14 protein-coding genes and 2 tRNA genes are annotated in these 18,553 nt (G+C 59.6%); 9 read left to right on the top strand and 7 right to left on the bottom strand.

From position 1 onward, the window contains the following. The first annotated feature begins 51 nt into the window (after positions 1 to 51). From AC1EJZ_RS00785 to AC1EJZ_RS00775, 3 genes are read left to right on the top strand one after another with little or no spacing between them, the layout of a single operon-like run. Positions 52 to 993 (top strand): carbohydrate ABC transporter permease, encoded by a 942-nt coding sequence (locus tag AC1EJZ_RS00785; protein WP_058237930.1) that lies wholly within the window; start codon positions 52 to 54, stop codon positions 991 to 993. Continuing rightward, the gene (locus tag AC1EJZ_RS00780; protein WP_070725436.1) at positions 990 to 1,799 is read left to right on the top strand and encodes a carbohydrate ABC transporter permease; all 810 of its coding nucleotides are present in this window, start codon (positions 990 to 992) and stop codon (positions 1,797 to 1,799) included. The genes AC1EJZ_RS00785 and AC1EJZ_RS00780 overlap by 4 nt, the downstream gene beginning before the upstream one ends. A gap of 40 nt (positions 1,800 to 1,839) precedes the next feature. Beyond that, entirely contained in the window at positions 1,840 to 5,070 is a 3,231-nt protein-coding gene (locus AC1EJZ_RS00775) for a PIG-L family deacetylase (protein WP_480293776.1), read from the top strand. Here the strand turns inward: AC1EJZ_RS00775 and AC1EJZ_RS00770 are convergent. The 5 genes from AC1EJZ_RS00770 to AC1EJZ_RS00750 all read right to left on the bottom strand — a co-directional run bounded on the left by AC1EJZ_RS00770 (position 5,067) and on the right by AC1EJZ_RS00750 (position 12,903). Continuing rightward, positions 5,067 to 6,578 (bottom strand): phosphatase domain-containing protein, encoded by a 1,512-nt coding sequence (locus AC1EJZ_RS00770; protein WP_480293775.1) that lies wholly within the window; start codon positions 6,576 to 6,578, stop codon positions 5,067 to 5,069. The genes AC1EJZ_RS00775 and AC1EJZ_RS00770 overlap by 4 nt on opposite strands. Then, positions 6,544 to 9,234, bottom strand: a complete 2,691-nt coding sequence (locus tag AC1EJZ_RS00765; RefSeq protein ID WP_480293774.1) for a beta-glucosidase — start codon at positions 9,232 to 9,234, stop codon at positions 6,544 to 6,546. The genes AC1EJZ_RS00770 and AC1EJZ_RS00765 overlap by 35 nt, the downstream gene beginning before the upstream one ends. Before the next feature lie 77 nt (positions 9,235 to 9,311). Further along, on the bottom strand, positions 9,312 to 10,670 hold the full coding sequence (locus AC1EJZ_RS00760) for an MFS transporter (RefSeq protein WP_480293773.1): 1,359 nt from the start codon (positions 10,668 to 10,670) through the stop codon (positions 9,312 to 9,314). A 166-nt stretch (positions 10,671 to 10,836) separates the two neighbouring features. Then, a complete protein-coding gene (gene pgm, locus AC1EJZ_RS00755; RefSeq protein WP_480293772.1) occupies positions 10,837 to 12,507 on the bottom strand; it encodes a phosphoglucomutase (alpha-D-glucose-1,6-bisphosphate-dependent) in 1,671 nt (556 codons plus the stop codon). Between the two features lie 60 nt (positions 12,508 to 12,567). After that, complete coding sequence (locus tag AC1EJZ_RS00750; RefSeq protein ID WP_480293771.1) at positions 12,568 to 12,903, bottom strand: hypothetical protein; 336 nt, start codon at positions 12,901 to 12,903, stop codon at positions 12,568 to 12,570. A 189-nt stretch (positions 12,904 to 13,092) separates the two neighbouring features. Between AC1EJZ_RS00750 and AC1EJZ_RS00745 the strand changes: the two genes are divergently transcribed. The 4 genes from AC1EJZ_RS00745 to AC1EJZ_RS00730 all read left to right on the top strand — a co-directional run bounded on the left by AC1EJZ_RS00745 (position 13,093) and on the right by AC1EJZ_RS00730 (position 14,846). Beyond that, a complete protein-coding gene (locus tag AC1EJZ_RS00745) occupies positions 13,093 to 14,346 on the top strand; it encodes an AGE family epimerase/isomerase (RefSeq protein ID WP_480293770.1) in 1,254 nt (417 codons plus the stop codon). Positions 14,347 to 14,365: 19 nt separating this feature from the next. Beyond that, complete coding sequence (locus AC1EJZ_RS00740) at positions 14,366 to 14,512, top strand: hypothetical protein (protein ID WP_480293769.1); 147 nt, start codon at positions 14,366 to 14,368, stop codon at positions 14,510 to 14,512. An 8-nt stretch (positions 14,513 to 14,520) separates the two neighbouring features. Then, positions 14,521 to 14,607: transfer RNA gene (locus AC1EJZ_RS00735), tRNA-Ser, on the top strand. 150 nt (positions 14,608 to 14,757) lie between these two features. Beyond that, a tRNA-Ser gene (locus AC1EJZ_RS00730) sits at positions 14,758 to 14,846 on the top strand. 993 nt (positions 14,847 to 15,839) lie between these two features. On the opposite strand, the gene AC1EJZ_RS00725 is transcribed toward AC1EJZ_RS00730, so the two are convergent. After that, positions 15,840 to 15,986, bottom strand: coding sequence for a hypothetical protein (locus tag AC1EJZ_RS00725; protein WP_480293768.1), 147 nt, complete (start codon positions 15,984 to 15,986; stop codon positions 15,840 to 15,842). 140 nt (positions 15,987 to 16,126) lie between these two features. Next, positions 16,127 to 16,435: a hypothetical protein gene (locus tag AC1EJZ_RS00720; RefSeq protein ID WP_141757250.1), complete on the bottom strand. Its 309-nt coding sequence runs from the start codon at positions 16,433 to 16,435 to the stop codon at positions 16,127 to 16,129. A 177-nt stretch (positions 16,436 to 16,612) separates the two neighbouring features. Between AC1EJZ_RS00720 and AC1EJZ_RS00715 the strand changes: the two genes are divergently transcribed. Together AC1EJZ_RS00715 and AC1EJZ_RS00710 are read left to right on the top strand one after the other, a co-directional pair. Next, on the top strand, positions 16,613 to 17,899 hold the full coding sequence (locus tag AC1EJZ_RS00715; protein WP_480293767.1) for an IS1249 family transposase: 1,287 nt from the start codon (positions 16,613 to 16,615) through the stop codon (positions 17,897 to 17,899). 286 nt (positions 17,900 to 18,185) lie between these two features. Then, the gene (locus tag AC1EJZ_RS00710) at positions 18,186 to 18,539 is read left to right on the top strand and encodes a hypothetical protein (RefSeq protein ID WP_070726137.1); all 354 of its coding nucleotides are present in this window, start codon (positions 18,186 to 18,188) and stop codon (positions 18,537 to 18,539) included. Positions 18,540 to 18,553 lie beyond the last annotated feature (14 nt).

Here is an 18,553-nt window from a genome sequence, read left to right as displayed (position 1 = left end):
GCGACCCGTCCGCTTTTTATATCCGTTCGCGTGTACATTGAGGAGGCTTCGATGACCAACCACACCGGCGGTGCACAGACAGCGACCGCCACCAGTTCACGCCCCGCACGTGGACGCAACAGGTCACGCGCACAGTCACGGTGGGCCATGTCGATTGCTCTGCTGGCACTGCCAGTGCTGGTGTACGGCGCATTCATGCTGTACCCCATCGGTCGCGTCATCACCCTGTCGTTCTACAAGTGGGATGGCCTGGGCGTAGGAACATGGGCAGGGTTCAACAACTACGTCACAACATTCACCGACCCCAGGCTGTTGGACGCCTTTTGGCATGCTCTTGTCCTCATCATTTTCTACGCGGTGTTCCCACTGATCATCGGCCTCGTCCTGGCGACACTGCTGACACGCTCAAGCGTGCGCGGGCTCGGATTTTTCCGAACCGTCGTCTTCCTGCCACAGGTCATCGCCATGGTGGTGCTGGCCATTTCGTGGCGTGAAATTTACGCGCCCGACGGGCTGCTCAACCGTGTGCTCCGGGCGATCGGTCTGGGCGGACTTGCCAGGCCGTGGCTCGGTGACTACTCGACGGCGCTGATCGCCGTGGGCCTGATCGGCACATGGGTGTCCACCGGCCTGGTCACCGTCCTGCTCATGTCCGGAATTGCGCGCATCCCGCGCGAATACTACGAGGCAGCCATGCTTGACGGCGCTGGGTGGTTTCGCCGCTTCTGGTCCGTCACTATTCCAAGCGTGCGTGGTGAAATCCTCGTCTCACTGACCCTGACGGTGATCGCAGCGCTGAAGACATTCGATCTGGTCTACATGACGACATCGGGCGGCCCCGGCACATCCACAACCGTGCCGTCCTACGAGGTCTACAACCAGGCGTTCCGACTCGGACAGGTGGGAACGGCCTCGTCACTGGCGGTCGTACTAACACTGGTGATCTTCCTGATCAATCTGACCATCAACCTGTGGGGGGAAAAGGACCAATGAAAACCTCTCCCGCTGAAAAAGTCGTCAGCTACATCGTGTTGATCTTCTTTGCGCTGCAGTCCCTGATCCCCATTCTGTATGTCCTGTTCCTGTCGTTGAGTTCAGAGAAAATCAACGACTCGTCGTGGGGACACATCGAGAACTTTGCAAAAGCGTGGAGCCAGGGTAAGTTCTCGCTGTACATGAAGAACTCGGCGATGATCGCCGTGGTTGTCGTGACGTCGGCACTGGTGCTCTCACTGATGAGCGGCTACGTGCTCGGCATTTTGCGCCCGCCTGGCTCCAACGTTCTGTTCTACGTGTTCCTCCTGGGCATCATGGTGCCGTCCGAAGCGATCATCCTGCCGTTGTTCTACGATCTTCGCACCCTCGGACTCACCGACACGCTCTGGGCGGTGGCGCTGCCGCAGATTGCGCAGTCACTGGCATTCGGCACATTCTGGATGCGCGCGTTTTTCCGCTCAGTTAACCCATCCATCCTGGAGGCTGCCCGGCTTGACGGCGCCGGTGACATCCGAATCCTGTGGTCGATCCTGCTTCCACTGGCACGTCCCGCAATCGTGACTCAGATTGTGCTGACGTTCATGTGGACGTGGAACGACTTCCTGATCCCGCTGGTCATGTCACCGACCGGCAGGGTGCGCACCGCCCCGTTGAGTCTGGCATTCTTCCAGGGCCAGTACACCACCGGATCCACGCTCCTGGCAGCCGGAGCGGTTCTTGTTGCGTTGCCTATGGTGATCCTCTTCCTCGCCCTGCAGCGCAGCTTCATTTCCGGAATGACCGAAGGAGCAGTTAAAGGCTGATATTTGACCGTGATTGTTGAAAAGAACTGGAGAATTTGCAATGAAGCACCTACTCAGATCGGTCGCGCTCGCAGGGGCGTGTGCGCTTCTGGTCCCAGGAATGATGTATGCGACGCCGTCCCTCGCGGCACCCTCGTCTGAGGCACCTGAATGGGCATTCGGCCACGCCCAAACCTCGTCAACCAGTGATCCAACAAAACTCGATGTCCTGGGCGTGTGGGCGCACCCCGATGATGACGCGTCCTTCAGTGCACCGTGTGGCGTGTGGGGTGATCTTGCCGATGTACGCTGCGGCATTATGCTGACCACGCGCGGCGAGGGCGGCTCCAATTCAGTCGGCTCCGAAGCCGGGCCGGACCTGGGCCTGCGACGTGAAAACGAAGACCGTGCGGCGCACGTACGTGACGGCACAGTTGATGTGTACTTCCTTGACCGGGTGGACTTCTTCTACAACACGTCCGCGCCACTGACTCACCAGCTGTGGGACCATGACGAAACGTTACGCCGGGCCACACAGGTTGTGCGTGAGACCCGACCCGAAATCCTGGTGACATGGCCCGCCTCCTTCGACGCAGGTCACGGCAACCACCAGGCCGCCTCGATGTTGGCATGGGAGGTGGCGCAGGCAGCTGCTGATCCCAACCGTTTCCCTGAACAGCTCAGCGGACCCAACGCGGTTCAGCCCTGGCAGGTCAAGAAGGTCACCGAATACGTCTTTGACTTTGGCAACACCACCAAGCTGCCTGATCAGGCCAACTGTCTGGCTGGCTACGCCGGAATCGAGGGACGTCCCTACACCGTGGCCGGAACGTGGACAGGATACGAATCTGAGTACACGTGGGTGGAAGGCAACGTGCAGGGACAGCCTGCCGGAACACCCAAGACCTGGGCACAGGTTGGCAGTGAAAACGCCAAGGCTCACGCCACTCAGGCCCGCCTGATGGAAAAGACCGTTGTCGACAATCGATGCACACGCTTCCTGGTGGGTAGGTCGTGGGTACCGATGCAGGAAAACGGCACCGAAGGTGGCGGCGATGATCGTTCCATCCTCTTCGGCGCATCCCTGCCTGACCCCAGCGGCATGCCACTGGGCACACTGATGTATGGATCACCGGAAGCCCAGATGGTAGCTCCCGGTGAATCGGTCGACGTCACTGTCACGCTCGTGGCTGGCGAGCAGGCAATTCCGGCCGGCGCCTTGTCGATTGACGCCCCCGCGGGGTGGACCGTCAGCGACAAACAGGCAACAGGTGAACTGGCGTCCGGTGACTCAACCGATGTCACGTTCACTGTGACCGCCCCTGACTCCAGTGCCCTCGGCACGATGCGTCTTCCGATCCGTTTCGCCTCAGATTCTGCCGAAATGACGGGCTACAACGAAACCCATGTTGACGTGGTGGCCCCGGTCAACGGCCGCTTCACGCGTGCCGGCAACGCCGCCTACTACGATCAGTGGACCGCGGAATACAACGTCTTTGTCTACGGCCAGTCACCGGCGCGGCGCGCCATCGGTGCAGGTGAATCGATCACGGTTCCCGTGACCGTCACAAACCGTTCCAGTGAAGCGCAAAGTGGCACGGTGGAGCTGACGGTTCCGGAAGGATATGCGCTCAACCAGCCGTCACAATCATTCGATGCGGTCGCACCGGGTAAGACGGCGACGGTGGAGTTCATTCTCACTCACACTGATCCTGCTGCCGTCGGCAACACGATTGACGAGGTCACAGCCACCACAACCGCTGGAACATCGGTTTCGACCGAGAAGCTCGAACTGAATGTCGTGCCGACGACGGTGATCCCCAAGTTGGCGAAGGCCCCTGCTCTGAATGGTGACGCGTCAGCCTACGGCAGCACGCCGATCAGCGTTGCCACACGGTGGGAAGGCGAGGAGTGCTCCTCCGAGGCTGACTGCGGCGGCACGTCACAGGCATGGCTGGGATGGTACGACGATGCGCTGTACGCTCTGGTCGATGTGGTCGACGAGCAGGCCTCAGCGGCGGCAACACCTGACCGCTGCTTCGGTCACTGGCTGGTTGACTCCGTCGAATTCCTGCTCGACCCGCTCGCACCGTCCAACGATACGTCCACCACGTTCAAGCTCGGTGTTTTCCCATTCACTGACGACCCTGACGGCCGGAACGGCAACGGCGCGAACGGCCCATGCTGGTCGCGTGACGCTGACCATCATCAGGGATTCTCCACAGGACCTTTGGCGGAAACTATCGAGGGTGGCCTGAACGCTCCCGGCGTTGAAGTCAAGGCATTTGCCCCTCGTGACGATTCGGGTGCCTACACGGATGGACACTACAAGCTGGAAGTCAAACTGCCGTTGGCAAACCTGCCGGCAGCAATTGGCCCCACGTCCACTGCACCGACCGGAGATCAGGCCAGCAATGCTGTCAACCCGACCTACCTGGGCTTCAACATCACGCCGTACGATTCCGATACGCCTGACTTCGTTGGCCAGACCCGTCTGGCCTGGTCGGCTTTCGGATCTCAGCAGTCTGAGCCGTACCGGTGGGGTCACGCCTACCTGGACGGGTACGAGCCTCCGACGGACCGTTCCCATGAAGCTGGCGATCCCATCATTCCTGACAGCGCGCTGGACAGTATTGACTCACCTCAAACGGTGTTCCAGTCCGCTACACGAGGCGTGCCGATTGCAGGTCTGATGCCCGCCGCCGATGTCACCGTGGCTCCGAGTATCGATGCCGAGGCCATCCGCGTTCCGCTGTCGGGAACTCAGGCCGGCACGGCGCGCGCCTTCCTGTGGAAAGGGGATCCGTCCTTCATTCCGGTGTGGACGTCCAGCTGTGCGAACTCCGCGCACAACTTCGACGCATGTTCACCTGATGACGGGGCAGCGATGCCGTGGCAGCCGGATATGGGTGGCAGGCTCCTGGCCAGCGCTCAGGCCGACGTGGGGAGCACCGACATGACGATCGAGCTGACCGATGAGATTCGCGCAGCACTGGGTACCGACGTTCACCTGCTGGTGTCCTACCGCAGCGGTGACACTGTCAACGCGTGGGCCTACCCGATAGTGGCGAAGAACGCCGGTGAAACACCCACGCCCAAGCCGGATACCGACAAGAAGCCCGGCGATCAGGATGGGCAGCGTGGCGGCGACGCCGATCAGGGCGATCCGAACGCAGCCGGCCGACCAGGTGGCGTCGCACGAACCGGCGCGTCAGGTAGCGCACTCATCATGCTCGCAGCGTTCGGCGTGGCCGGAGCTGCAGGGCTGGCAGCATCGCGGCGGCGACACTAACGCTGATCGCGACGCATTTGAGCAAGGAGGTTGAAGCCGTTCGGCCCGTACCACACGTCGATATCTTCCGGGATGTCATGGAGTGCTTCGGGCCGAAGCGGCGTCAACGTGCCGTGCGAAAGCATTTGCTCAAACTGAGTCAGTGATCGGATGGCGATCCCGGCAACACGATCCCGATATTTGCGGGCAAAGTCCGCATAGATTTCCGGGTCGTGTTGCCCGTCGTCTCCCACCAGGAACCATCGAACGTTCGGAAGTTCAGTGACCAGGCGCTGCAGTTCGCGCCGTTTGTGTTCACGGCCCGAACGGAACCATGTATTGGCGGACGGCCCCCAGTCAGTCATCAGAAATGCTCCCTCAGGGAAGCCCATCCGCCCCAGGAAATCCCGCATTGCGGGCAACACGTTCCACGCACCGGTCGACAGGTAGATGACGGGAGCGTGCGGCCGGTTAATCGCCTCAGCGTGCTGGTCACCTTCAGCCAGTTCGTTGAGCAGGCGCATCATTCCCGGCACCGACTGACGTGACGAAAAACGATCGACGAGGGCGTGCCGCAGCGCTATTGCCATACGTGGCAGCATCGACACCAGCACCGTGTCATCCAGGTCAGAGACGACCCCGACCCGCTCATTATCACCGATGATGCGGACTTTAACGGCGACGGGCTGGCCGGCACGAATTCTGCCCGAACGCTTCTCACGCTCAGGCGTGTCTTTCCTGTCGGGCTCACTTGCCGTCAAGACAAGATGCTCAATGTAGGACAGGTGGCCGCCAGCCGTTGAGGAAAGACTCTCCGGCACCAGCTGGTACAGTTCCTTACCCGCAGTGACGAACACCTGCTGGCCTGACGGCATGGTGGGGATGGCATTGATGCGCTGAAGAACTGCCCGTTGTTCGCGTGAAAGCTGAGTGCGCAGTCGGCGGCGGCGCTCCGCAGTGGGCGTGACATCGGTGTGCGTATGTTCGTTACGCACGTGATGCAGAATCGGAGCGTCGCCCTCGACAATTCCCAGGTGTGCCACGTCGCCGGCGTGCAGAACCTGAATCCACGCGTCATGCCAGCCGGGCGCAAGTCCATGGTCGCTCAGTGTCAGGTCGATGTAGCCTTCCGCGTTTGCGAAGCAGATGACGCGCGCCTTTCCCACGGTGATCAGGGCGGGTTGGCGTGGCACCTGCGCGTCGAAGAACTGTCGCCAGCCGCGCCTTTCGGCCAGCCATCGACGCTGATCATCTGTGCGGCTCATCAGGGCGCGCGCCAAGATGCGCACCTGCGTTGCAGAGCCGTACCCTCCGAATCCGACGACGGAGGGATAGAAGCCGCCGAAGGCCAGTGCATGCGCCAAGCCGGTGGAGGCGAATTCGCTCACCGTATTCACTGCGCGCAACAAAGGCGCGAATGTGGCGCGGGCACCCTGGTTCTCGCGGCGGGCATCCCCTGTGTGCGGGCTGTCGGGCTGATCCCCTGTGTCCGGTTTAATCGTCGGATTCACCTTTCGTGTTGTGCTCACTGAGACGCGAATCAGCCTGCGAGGCGAGGGCGCGAACGGTTACCAGCGTACCAATGAGTTCCGCGGTTGCCCTCCGAACGACTGATTCGCCCACTCGTCCTTCGCGCACCGCGCGCACAATCGGAGCCGTGAAAGTGTCATCCGGGGAAGCCGGAGTGATCCAGTTGGTGCCTGCAGGCACCATCATGTCAACCGGGCACGTGTCGTAGGAGGTCCAATCGGTCATGATCATGCCGCGCCAGCCCCACTCGCCTCGGATAATCGTCTCCAGCAGTTCGGTATCTGCAGCGGTGTGACACCCGTTGACGCCGTTGTAACTGGTCATCAGCGTTGCGGCCGGGTGCACGCCGATCGCGACTTCGAAGGATTTCAAGTACAGTTCACGCAGCGCACGCTCCGGAATCAGCGACTGGTTGCGTTTGCGGGAGGCTTCAGCGTTGTTCGCCAGGAAGTGCTTGTAGCAGGCACCCACTCCCCCGCTTTCCAGGCCCTTCGCAAAATGCCCCGCCATCATGCCAGTCAGATACGGATCTTCCGAAAAGTATTCAGGGTGGCGCCCGCACAGGGGGTGGCGATGCAGATTCATGGCCGGTGCCAGGATCACGTCAATCCGGTTGGCGTGGGCTTCCTGGCCGATCACCCGACCGACTTCCTCAGCAAGATCCACGTCAAATGTGGAGGCGAGGACGACCGTCGTCGGCATCCCGATGTTCGGTTTCCTGATGTTGACACCGGAATTGCCGTCAGCCACTACGAATTCAGGCAGGTCAACGCCCGCGACGGTGGCCATGATGCCGGCAGCGCCTGTCCCTTCCATCCCCCAGTCGTCTCGCGAACACACCAGCAGCCGCACACACTGATCCACGTCGAGCTGTCTGGCCAGGTCAGCTGCCGTGGCCCGCCCTGCCGCCACGTCGTCAAATGTGACTGGGGTGTCAGAAGGCAGGGCTTCCTCCAGTCCGTCACGCGAGGGGACATGGCGCACGGGGATAAAACCGGGAGTATCCCTGATTCCGCTGCGCGTGCCCTGAGGCCAGGTGTGGGACGGATCGCGCCGTGAAAGCGCAGTGACCGGCTCAGGTGCGCGCATTACTGGGTGCCCGTGGGCAAGAACCCGGTCAGCGTCAAGACGGAACTGGCAGGTCTGGCCGGCATCGGCCGCGTCGTGTCCGACAAACAGGGTGTACTCACCTTCCGTCACGATCCAGCTGGACACCTCTTCATCCCACACACTCAGGCGGTCAGCGCCAACGTCCAGGTGCACGACATGTGATTCACCTGGCTCAAGGAGTGGCGTTTTCGCAAATGCCACGAGTTCACGTTCAGGTGTTTCGATCCGCTCATGTGGCTTGCGCACGTAGGCCTGGACGACGTCCCGGCCGGCACGCTCCCCCGTATTCGTCACTGTCACATCGATTTGCGCATGCGGGTGGCCCCCCTCGTCACTGTTGATCGTTGCCGAGGGCGTCAGGTCGAATGTGGTGTAGCTGAGTCCGTAGCCAAATGGGTAGGCCGGCTCGGCGTCGAATGTGGAATAGAAGCGGTAGCCCACATAGATGCCTTCTTCGTACGCCGTGTCGATCCATGTGCGGTGTTCGGCGTTGTAGCGCGTCTTTCCACCTGCACAGTCGTAGAAGTTGACGTGGGCGGGCAGGTCCGCGAGTGCCCGTGGCCACGAATCTGGCAGGCGGCCAGAGGGGTTCACTGCGCCCGACAGGACGCGTTCGATGGCGGGGCCGGCCAGCATACCTCCCACTCCTGCAAGGATGAGCGCATCGACCGGGTAGGTGTCCATGAAGGACACGTCAATGGGGTACGGAGTGTTCAAGATGACGACGGTGCGGTCGAACAGGTCGCATACAGTGCGCACGAGGGTGTCCTCGGCGCCGTCAAGTCTGAATTCTGCCTCATCTGAGCTGTTGTCCGTGTTTTCTCCGCAGGGGCGGGTGATCACGATAATGCCGGTGTCGGACAGTGCGCGGGCGCGATCACGCAGGTCACGTGGTGGCAAATCGTTGGTTCCGGTGCGGTAGAAACATGCCAGTTCTTCGTTGAGAGTGAACGTGTCGGATGCTTCGATGGCATCACGCAGCCGCACCGTGTAACGCGGGTTGATCCTGCCTGCCCCGACGATGGCGGTGCGGAAGGCATGCACGCCTGCTCCGAACAGGTTGAGTGTGCCCGAAGGCAGCGGCAACGTGTTGCGCCGGTTTTCCAGCAGGACGATTCCTTCTTCGGCGGCGCGCAGGGCGATGGCGTCGTGGTGTGCGAACGCTGGATCGGGGGCAGTGTCGGGCAGGGTGGTCAGCGTGAAGCTGGTCGGTTCCATCACCGTGCCGTTCAGGTCGCGAAATCCCCGGACCGTGACGCGGTGGCAAGTTCCTCGCCGGGTGAGCACGCCGAATACTGTGATCCCCAGGTGGGTCACGCCCCGGATAGCCAGAACGTCAGCCAGCACGTACGGGGTTGGGGAGCCGTCCAGGAAAACATCGCCCGGATGTTCCTTGTCGATCTGCGTGCTGAATGCCAGTGAGACACAGCCTTGAAGGGAGCGTTCCAGCATGAACATCTGGCCGTCGGGATCATCGATATCGACGGTGATTCCCTCGGACGGGATGCGCAGCGTGGGTGCGGACGGTGTTGGAGTGACAGCCATGTCAGGTCCCTTTCACAGGTCAACAGGATCAACAGGATCTGTCACTAGCTTATCCACGTGCACTCATGGCGCACACTTTAATGTGGGTCACTCTCACTGTCAGAATCGTTGGAAATGTGCTCGTCAGGCGTCTGCCCGTTGGACGCTGGTTCTTGGGAGGCTGGCTCCTCGGGTGAGCTCGAGGCCGTGTCTGAGTCTGCGTCTTCGTCTTTTGGCGAGTCTGCGATCAGTGGTTCGGCTTCAGCGCGCAGCACGTCGCGACGCAACCTGGGCAGCCCGATCAGCATGACCGCGACCATCACCCAGCCAAAAGACACGGTAACGAGGAAGCCGCCGTGAGCGCCGGACGCGTCGATCACACGGCCACCCAGCGTCGCCCCCACCGACACACCGATATTCATTGCCGTGGACATCCACGTCAATCCCTCAGTGAGCTGTGAGGAGGCTACGACTTTCGACACGATCGCATTGACGTTCGTCATGGTCGGCGCGATCGCCAGTCCCGTCACGAGCATTGCCACGCCAAGGGCAAGCAGGGAGTGCGCCAGCAGGAATGTTGACACACCGATGGCGAGTGCCAAGATTCCGATGGCAAAGAGTTTCCACAGCGCAGTGGTCCAGTGGCGAGCACCGTAGAACAGTGCAGCCGTGAACGAGCCCATTGCGAAGAAGCCGAGCAGCACACCGGCAAGTTCCGGGTGAGCGTGCTCTTCAGTGAAGGCCACCACTGCCACGTCGTTCGCACCGAACATGACACCCGCACCGATGAAGGTGAGCACCAGGATGATGATGACAGGGTTGAGCAGAACGGTCGGCTGGCGCACGCCCTTGATTTTCGGTGTCGGGGTCGGCTCGCTGGCGCGCTGCGGAAAGAACCCGATTGAGCCGACGATGATGAAGAACACCGACAAAATCAGACCCGTCCCCGGATGGAGCGCTGTTCCCAGCAGCGTGGCAACGATCGGTCCGATGACAAAGACAACCTCGTCAACTGCAGCTTCAAATGCGTACGCGGTGGTGAGCTGTTTCGGCGTGCGCACCACTTTTGCCCAGCGGGCACGCACCAGCGCACCGGGTGAACCCCACGTTGCGCCGGACAGCCCGGCGAAGATGAACAACACCCACGAAGGGGCGTGCAGGACGGCGGCACCAAACAGTCCGATGGTCGCAAGTGCCGACACCATCAGGGACGGCACCATAATGACAGCCTGGCCGCGTTGATCGACCAGGCGGGCAAGTATCGGGGCGCAGATCGACAAGGAGACGACGGAGATTGCACTGACCGCGCCCGCAAGCGTGTAGTTGCCATACATGCCTTTGACCAGCAGAATCGTTGAGATTCCCATCAATGACATGGGTGTGCGCAGCACCATACCAGCCAGTGAGAATTTCCATGCCCCTCGGATGCGCAGCAAATCAGCGTAATTCGAGAGCACGATTCACTATCCTAACCGTCTGCAGGCGGGTCAGCACCACCATTTTTGGCCAGATTCGTCACCCAGACGGGTATAGGATCACTGCCCCGCCGGCAGGTTCGCTCGTCGGACCCGCGTCACCTTCATTTCAGCTTTACGGCAGCGTGCAGCAGCGTTGCATCAAGCCTTACGTGAGTGCTTCGCTCACCACGTCACGCGCAGCGTCCTGAACCTTCGCAAGGTGGTCATCGCCCTTGAATGATTCGGCGTAAATCTTGTACACATCCTCGGTTCCTGACGGGCGGGCAGCAAACCACGCGTAGTCAGTGGTCACCTTCAGGCCGCCGATTGCCGCATCGTTACCCGGTGCGCGCACCAGCTTCGCAGTAATCGGGTCGCCGGCCAGCTCCGTTGCGCTCACATCGTCAGCAGCCAGGTTCTTCAACTTGTCTTTCTGCTCCCGGTTCGCGGGCGCATCAACACGCGCGTACGACGAGGCGCCGAAGCGTTCCACCTGCTCAACGTGAATGTGCGAGGGCGACTTGCCTGTCACCGCCATAATTTCCGAGGCGAGCAACGCCAGGATGATTCCGTCTTTGTCGGTGGTCCACACGGTGCCGTCTTTACGCAGGAACGAAGCTCCGGCCGATTCCTCACCGCCGAAGCCCACTGACCCGTCCAACAGTCCGGGCACGAAGTACTTGAAGCCCACGGGTACCTCGATCAGCGTGCGATCCAGTGATCGGACAACACGGTCAATAAGGGAGGAGGACACCAGGGTCTTACCGATCGCTGTGGACTCTGACCATCCTGGGCGGTGCGTCAGCAGGTATTCGATGGCGACCGCCAGGTAGTGGTTCGGGTTCATCAGGCCGTCAGCGGTCACAATGCCGTGACGGTCTGAATCTGCATCATTGCCGGTGGCGATGTCGTAGGGGGTGTGCCCGTTGGCATCGGGCGTCATCTGATCACGCAGGGAAGCCATCGCGTAGGGGGATGAACAGTCCATGCGGATCTTGCCGTCCCAGTCCAGCGTCATGAACGACCAGGCCGGGTCAACTTTCGGGTTGACCACCGTCAGGTCCAGATCGTACTGTTCGGCGATTGCCGCCCAGTAGTCCACCGAGGCGCCACCCAGCGGGTCTGCTCCGATGCGGATCTTCGCTTCGCGGATTGCATCCATGTCGATGATCGTGTCGAGCTGGCGCACGTAGTTCGCCAGGAAGTCGAATGTGCCCACACATTCGTGGCTGTACAGGTCAGTGTCGAGGACGCGCGGGATGGAGCGCCATCCTTTTTCAAGGAGCTCGTTGGCTCGCTGCGCGATCCACGAGGTGGCATCCGTGTCAGCCGGGCCACCGTGAGGCGGGTTGTACTTGAAGCCACCATCGCGCGGCGGATTGTGGGATGGGGTGATGACGATGCCGTCAGCCAGTCCGTCACCACTGGTGCGTAGATTTTCGGGCGCACCGTTCGCATTGAGCACGGCCAGGGACAACGCGGGGGTCGGCGTGTAGGAATGACGCTCGTCAACCTTGATCTGCACGCCTGCAGCGGCAAGCACCTCAACGGCGGTCTTCCATGCAGGCTCGGACAGCGCGTGAGTATCGCGCGCAATGAACAGCGGGCCGTTATATCCCTGGCTTTCGCGATACTCCACGATGGCCGCGGTGATCGCGACGATGTGCGCCTCATTGAATGCGCCATCGAGTGAGGATCCACGGTGCCCGGAAGTTCCGAACACGACGCGTTGGTCCGGATTGCTGACATCCGGCTCAATGTCGTAATACGCGGAAAGAAGTTCTTGAACGTCGATCAGGTCTTCTGGTAGGGCAACTGTGCCAGCTCTTTCATGCATGACTCCAGTGTGTCACTGATCGGTGCCACCTGTCGCCCTATTCCAGCTTTCGGCACGTGCCTACTTGGTTGCCGGATCATCTCCATCAGTGGGATTAATAGGCGTTTCCAGGGAGGATTCACCTGAATCAAGATTCTCATCAGCAGCAACTGCTCCGCCTGCAGCATCGGTTGCATCAGTGGCGGTGGAGCCTGCCTCGTCAGTGTGTGCCGGCGGAACGACCGGCTTGGCTGCGGCAGCCTGCTCAGCCTGCTGGCGACGCGAATGACGTGCCCACAGCAACGCGGCGATGGCGAGGACAACCAGCAGGAGGCCAATCAGAACGTACGGCAGTACAGTTGCGCCGGTGTTGGCCAAAGGTGACGACGCGTTGAACGTATTGATGACAGTAGGCATCTGAACTCCACTGAGACGGTAGGCTGAGTACTGATAACAACCACTCTACGACGAAAAGGCAATGACGCGATAGAGGCTCATCAGTGCCATTGGAGGTTAACGAAGACAATGGGTTGGATTGGTTCAGTTGAACACAATAACTGGCTATCGGCACAAATGCGCGCCCTCCTAGAAGAGGCGAAATGCACGATGGCATCCACCGGGTTTGCTCACCTGACCACGGAGGGGGACGCTGACACGACCCGACCAGTGGAGCTCGCGGTCACCTCGCGCATGACCTACGTGTACTCGTTGGGTGTCCTGATGGGAATCCCCGGTTGCCGTCGCTTCGCAGACCACGGGATCCACTGCCTGTCGACACATTTTGTGGATGAGGCTCAGGGCGGCTGGTTCACCGGCCTCACACACGACCTGGATGCTGAGGGCAACGCGGTCCCGTGGGAAGGCCCCTACGCCGATATGAAGTCGCAGTTCCACCACGCGTTCCTGATTCTGGCGGCTTCCGCGGCCACAGTCGCCAACAGGCCCGGCGCGCTTGAACTTCTCAACGCTGCGCTGCACGATCAGGAGCGGTTCTGGCTGGACAAGAACGGGTTGGTGCACGATTCGCTGACCGCTGACCATAAGCCGACCGACCGTCTGCATGCGATGGATTGCCTGCTGCACACCGCCGAGGCTTACCTATCGGCCGCCGAGGCGACAACCGATCCGCTGTGGATTGAACGTGCCGAAGTGATCGCGCAGTTCGTCAACGAGCAGGCGTCATCCCACAACTGGCGCCTGCCCGAATACTACGACGCGCAATGGAAACCGCTGGATCATGTCCCCTCCGGTTTCGACGACGGTCGGCGCGTGTACACCGGCTACGTCATTGGCCACTCAATGCAGTGGGCGCGCCTGGCTGTCCATATTCGCGCCGCACTGCGCTCGATGGGTCGCCAGCAGCCGGATTACCTGTTCGAAATGGCACAGGAGCTTTTCCACCGCGCCCGCGTTGATGGATGGCGGCGCAACGGAAAGCCCGGTTTCGCACTGACCGTGTCCGCAGATGGTGAGCCTGTGGATACGCACCACCTGCAGTGGGTCGTATGCGAAGGTGTGTGCGCTGCGCTGGCGATTCGCCGCGCAATGCTCGATGACGGTGTCAACCCTGCTGAGGTGGAGAGCTACGAGCACTGTCACCGTTCCTGGCTCGACTTCATCAACGACTACCTGATCTTGTCTCCTGGCAGGTGGATTCGCGCGCTGGATGAGAACAACGAACCGGCTTCCGAGCCGATCGCCTCACGCCTGGATGTGTACCACGCAATCCAGACATTGTTGATGTCACGCGTGCCGCTGTGGCCGCCGTTTGCCTCGGCAATTTCGCGCGGTCTTCTGGATCATCCGGAGGAAGCACCTACGGATCGGCGTTCGTGGAACATTTTCAAGCATCGCTGGTAGGCCGTTTCGGCTGTCGTGCGTGGCGCGTGATGCGGGTGGGTCACCCTCGTTCGTCATCATCATTGACGAGGGTGACCAGCGCACTGATGGTGCCGTGATGTTGACATCGTCACGTGTTTCACTGCTGTTTCAGATTTTCATCTGCGCGCCCGAACAGGTACACTAGGCGGGCTGGGAGGGCTGACCGAGCGGCCGAAGGTGACGGTCTTGAAAACCGTTGTGTCAGCAATGGCACCAGGGGTTCGAATCCCTTGCCCTCCGCGGGATTTCCCGAAAATGGCGCTTCACCTCGGTGATCACTGTTTTCGGGATTTTTTCCAGCTACGTGCCGCCGCGCCGGGAAGTTTGCCCGGATCGTGAGTCTGCGTATTTGTGGCACGGGCGCAAGCCCGGTAGACTCAAGCGGTACCTGGAGACGTCGCATAGTCCGGTCGAGTGCGCCTCCCTGCTAAGGAGGTAGGGGTTCACGCCCCTCGCGGGTTCAAATCCCGCCGTCTCCGCGGTTGCCCCGCTGTTTCGTTGGAACGGCGGGGTTTTTCGTTGGCATGACAGGGTTTCGCTGTAGCTCGTGCCTACGCGTGTGACTGCAAATTACGCCCGGTTTCGGGCCACCTTGAAGGCTTTTTTAGACACACAGTAGTCACAGGCTGAAGCTTGCAGTCGAGGTTGGAGCCGCTGGTCGAGACAGCCGGAGGGCTCCCGATCAACCACTCAAGGTAGCCTGATGGTTTGCGATCAACCGGTCAAGGTAGAGATCAACCGGTCAAGGTAGCCGGAGGGCTGGCGATCAACCGGTCGAGGTAAGAGAGACCTCGCTAAGAGTCTCATCATGTGAGAACCGCATGATGGTGCCAAAAAGTCGGGGTCTTCCTTCTACACGAGACGTGCATTCAGCGCTCTTACCTTGACCCGTTGACTCAAAAGCCCCTCATCGACCTTGACCCGTTGACGGCACACTCGATCGGAGGACCATGCTTCGACCACCTGCCGCGCTTCTCCCCACTTGTTTTCACGAGCTGAAACTAGATCCGCAAGAGATTGTTACTCGCACATTGGGACAGACTCCCACGGACTTTTGCCTCAGAGGCAATCAATCATCCGGTGGTGAACCTCGATGGAGTCAAGCGGACGTAAATTGCTCGACCTCCTCAACCGAAACTCACGAGAGATGAATTACTTTGACCTGCCTCCCTCCGTTGTGCAGATCACATGCAGCATCGAACATCCAACAGCTCCCGTAGCACGCGACATACGGGAAACAACTCTTCGAGATGACAAACCAATAAGGTAGCAACCTTCGGCAAACACTGATACCGCGCACGGAGCGAGAACTCTCCCCAAGATTCAGCGACGTTGGCACGCTCATCACCGCGATGGCTTTTGTATGTATGACGAAATGCGATCTTTGAAAGCCACGTTCCAAGCTCTGGGTTCGCTGCAAGTTCTGTTGTAACGACAGGCATTCGGTCGCGCCACAAATATCTGAGCCTAAGTTAACCAGCCAATTTTTTGCGTTCTCTCACCAAGCGGTTTTCAATGATCCGATCCAAGTCTTCCTGACTGGTGACAGGCTTGAATCCGCCTGTGTTTTCTCCCGAATGATCGGTGTTGCCCTCGCTGGGCGCAGTTGAATCAGACATGGTCTGTTCCTTTCTTCCCGTTTATGGCTCGTCAGCCTTGTTGGTCCAGCCAATGGTCTCCGGGCTGTTTACGGAGCGCCACAAGGGGGCATAACAAAACCCCGCACGGTCAAACCAATGCGGGGCAAAATTCTGAAAGGTTAAATGCGGCCTATCGCTTTTAGACTGCGTTCAACATGCTGATCCCAAGTTTCCTTACTTGGATCATAGTTCCACGGAGCGGAGGCTACCTCGTCAGTAACAACCGTCAATCCGAGGCTACGCAAGCCGGCGAGAATCTCTTGCGGCTCATGACGAGAATCCACCCAAATCTCAGTCTCATAGCCTGGATAAGCAGAAGTACCACACGTCCACGCCACATCACGCAAAACCGGCGCAAGTTCTTTCTCTCGCGCATACTCAACACAATGATAAATAGCTTCAGGAACGGATCCACTCAAGGTACTCACCCCCGTCTCCAACGATAATTATAAGTTTGTCGAGCTCTGCTCCAGATTGCCATAAGGCTGTTTTCGTTATATTGCGTGCATCTTCTAAAGGAAGAGACTCCAGACTCTTATACATGACGAAACGAGATTGCCTTGCGCCTCGTCTTATCTGATCACACGCTGACAGAAAGCGAGTTAATGCCCGGATTGTGTGTACGTGGTGTTGGTTTTTGTTCGGTGTGTCAGGGGTTTGAGCGCTGTGTGCATGCTTTGAAAGCATGTATGGTCCATGGTGGTAGAAATCGGCCGCGTTGTGGTGTATGCGGCCACAAGCTTGTCAAGAACGGTCAAACCAGTGCTGGAAGAACCAGGTGGCGGTGCCGAGCGTGCGGGGCGTCGAGCGTTATCAACCGCCCAGATGTCACCAGGCGAGCCCAGGCATCACTTTTCGTGTCATGGTTTGTGGCAGGAGTGTGCGTCAAACAGCTGGCAATGCCGACAACCACGTTTGCCAGAAAGGTCTCCTGGTGCTGGCACATCACTGTGCCCCAGCCACCGCTAACGGGCCACTCCTATCCCCAGATCATCATCGACGGGATCTACCTTGCCCACCACTGGTGTTTACTGATCGCAACAAACGGGTCACATGTCATTGGCTGGCAATGGTGCGACCGTGAATCCGTAGCCGCATGGCAGGCGCTTCTTTCCAGGTTCTCAGCCCCTACCGTGGTCATCACCGATGGCAGGCCAGGAGCACTCAAAGCGATCCGGCAATGCTGGCCCGCCACCGGGGTTCAGCGCTGCCTGTTCCACGTATGGCTCAACACGAAAACCGACCTGACAGGGCACCCGAAAACCCCTGCCGGCAAGGCATTACTGCGCCTCGGAGGTAACCTCGCCGCCATCAACACTCTCGACGAAGCCGCCACATGGGCCACCCAACTCAACAATTGGTGGAACGCTTACGGGTATCTCACCCGCGAACGAACCTACAACACCAGCTGGCAACCAGGACAACAACACTGGTGGTACACCCACTACCGGCTTCGACGCGCCTACCTGCGCCTAGCGAAGCTACTGGCCAACAAGTCCCTGTTCACTCATCTTGACCCCAGCATTGCCACCCTTGGGATAGCAAGAACCACAAGCAGTCTCGAAGGCGGGATCAACGCCGGCATCAGAAAACTGCTCGCCGCTCATAAAGGCCTGTCACAAGGCCACATGCGAACCGCGGTCCAATGGTTCCTCAACAACAAATCAATCCACCCCCACCAACCGGTACGCTACCTCACCAGCCACTACCAGCCACCAGCCCACAAACCCCTCACCACGCGTGCCGACAACCCCGGCACACCAGCCCGCTACGACACCACCATCGACTACGACACCAACTACCAAAACGGATCACTACACATCAAAAAAGGCTGGGCCGGACACCAAACACCCCGCGACACGCCCACCCCATACACACATTTCGAGCATTAACTCTTCGTTTCCACTTGGATGTGCCGGTGCGTGATATAAGCATACCTAGAGTGTTTAGCGTAGTAGACAAATAATGTTTAGTGAGCTATACTTAATGTGTGAAAAGGCGAGACCTACTCAAGAAACTCAAAACCATTGCCCAGCAAACAGGCAACCCCATGACCACCACAGAAGGCGGACGACACACCCAAATCACAATAGGCCCCCACGTCACCTACGTCCCCCGTCACAGGGAAATAGACGAACACCTGGCCAAAGAAATCCTCAAACAAGCGAAAGGACTCAAATGAACATCCACGCAACCGCCAGCTTTCACGGCAAATGGTGGGTACTCGAATTTGAAACACCAGCAGGAGTGCGATTCACTCAAGCACGCCACTTAAAAGACGCCGAAGAAATGATACGCGATATCTGCACCATGGAACATGTGAACGTCGAGAACGTTGCTATCAAGCCGCAGGTTCCCGCCATTGTGCGTGAATACCATGAAAAAAGCACCCGTGTCACCCAAGAACAAGAAGCCCTCGCACGCACATCGAAAAAAACAGTCGCAACACTCAGGGATCTTGGAATGTCTGTCCGCGATGTTGCCAGCGTCATGGGAATCTCACCGGGGCGAGTATCCCAACTCGCCAAGTAGGCGCACTACTCCCT

This window comes from Pauljensenia sp. C0170B5 (assembly GCF_056590195.1).
The sequence above is the reverse complement of the archived record's forward strand: the minus strand, read 5'-3'. Positions and strand labels throughout refer to the sequence as shown.

Bases quoted from the DNA above. Each gene is read 5' to 3' on its own strand.
- AC1EJZ_RS00750 (WP_480293771.1), bottom strand. From the start codon at position 12,903: ATGCCTACTGTCATCAATACGTTCAACGCGTCGTCACCTTTGGCCAAC.
- pgm (WP_480293772.1), bottom strand. From the start codon at position 12,507: ATGCATGAAAGAGCTGGCACAGTTGCCCTACCAGAAGACCTGATCGAC.
- AC1EJZ_RS00725 (WP_480293768.1), bottom strand. From the start codon at position 15,986: ATGTCTGATTCAACTGCGCCCAGCGAGGGCAACACCGATCATTCGGGA.
- AC1EJZ_RS00780 (WP_070725436.1), top strand. From the start codon at position 990: ATGAAAACCTCTCCCGCTGAAAAAGTCGTCAGCTACATCGTGTTGATC.
- AC1EJZ_RS00765 (WP_480293774.1), bottom strand. From the start codon at position 9,234: ATGGCTGTCACTCCAACACCGTCCGCACCCACGCTGCGCATCCCGTCC.
- AC1EJZ_RS00785 (WP_058237930.1), top strand. From the start codon at position 52: ATGACCAACCACACCGGCGGTGCACAGACAGCGACCGCCACCAGTTCA.
- AC1EJZ_RS00745 (WP_480293770.1), top strand. From the start codon at position 13,093: ATGGCATCCACCGGGTTTGCTCACCTGACCACGGAGGGGGACGCTGAC.
- AC1EJZ_RS00710 (WP_070726137.1), top strand. From the start codon at position 18,186: ATGAACATCCACGCAACCGCCAGCTTTCACGGCAAATGGTGGGTACTC.
- AC1EJZ_RS00715 (WP_480293767.1), top strand. From the start codon at position 16,613: ATGCCCGGATTGTGTGTACGTGGTGTTGGTTTTTGTTCGGTGTGTCAG.
- AC1EJZ_RS00775 (WP_480293776.1), top strand. From the start codon at position 1,840: ATGAAGCACCTACTCAGATCGGTCGCGCTCGCAGGGGCGTGTGCGCTT.